General features: G+C 71.5%; 1 protein-coding gene. It reads right to left on the bottom strand.

Features of this window, described 5'->3' with window-relative positions; genetic code table 11:
• Window positions 1-1,248, bottom strand: a 1,248-nt coding sequence (locus tag Q8Q85_08670; protein ID MDP3774326.1) for a DUF4173 domain-containing protein, incomplete at its 5' end; no start/stop codon positions are given.

Genomic DNA, 1,248 nt, shown 5'->3' with positions numbered 1-1,248 from the left:
TCACCCGGCGCGAGCGCGAGCGCTTCCGCTACACCTCAGCCTGACGAGATCCAAAGGCCTCAAGGCGCGCTGGGCGCGATGCCGCGCCACGCTCCAGCTTCTCCAGTCTCGCGCCGCGTCGCGGTCGCCGCGCTGCGCCAGCCGGCGGGCCACCTCGCATCGCTGTTCCGCAGGCAATGAGGCCAGGCGCGCGACCAGCGCGGGCACCGCGTCCGCGCTCAGCGTGGCGAGATACCCGCCGTCGAACCGCCCGGCCGCGGGCGTCCGGCCCACGTTGACGCGCACCACGATCCCGTCCGGGTTCATCAGGTTGAGCGCCCCGAGCGTCGCGAACCCGGTGACGACCGCGCCGAACGCGAACCGCTCCCGGCGCCCGCGCAGCACCGTCAGCCCGAACCAGACGAGCACGAACGCGATCCACAGCATGAACACCGCACCGAAGAGGCGGTCCTCGGTGAGTCCGTAGGCGGCGGTGTAGAGCCGCATCCGCTGGAGCGCGGAGAGCACGACCAGACCCACCAGCAGCAGCTGCACCACGCCGAGCGCCCGGAAGCTGCGGACCGCCTTCGGGTCAGTCGAGTCCAGCAGCCACTCGGCGCCGTAGAGCACTGGAACGGTGAGCGCCGCGGCGGCTACCAGCTCGAAGAACCCTTGACGCGCGTACTCGGCGAGCGTGAGGCCCGTGGCCACGCGCACGTACGCCCCACCCGCGAAGAGGTAGCGCGCCTGCACCGCTACGAACAGGACGAAGACCAGGATCAGCGCGCTGAGCGCGACGCCGAGCGTCACGATTCCGGCGGACGGCCGTGGCTCGTGCGCGGCGCCGGGCGCCCAGAGCCGCTGGCTCAACAGCTGGGAACGGAGGAACCCCGCCGCCAGGGAGGCGAGGAGTCCCGCCACCAGGACGTGCGTGACCGTGGGGCCGACGTTCCAGGCGAGAAGGTCTTCGACCAGCCCTCCGAAGACCGGATCGGCCGAGGCGAAGAGTGAGCCGAAGACGACCAGGATCGGCACGGCGAGCAACAAACCGGCGAGCACGCCGCCAATCCGCCTCGATGTCTCTTCCCCGCGCAGGTCGCTCCATCGGATGTCCTGCGACAACAAGAAGAGGGAGCCGAAGGCGAGGTGCGCCAGGGTGGTCGCGAGCGCGGCGGCGAAGTCCATCACCCGCGCCGTGACCATGCGCACGTCCCACGCCCGAAGGAGGGGCAGCGCGAGCGCGGCCATGACGGCGAGCACGTCGAGGGT

The sequence above is a fragment of the Gemmatimonadales bacterium genome (assembly GCA_030697825.1).
GTDB lineage: Bacteria > Gemmatimonadota > Gemmatimonadetes > Gemmatimonadales > JACORV01 > JACORV01.
This window is presented reverse-complemented; position numbering and strand designations above follow the sequence as displayed.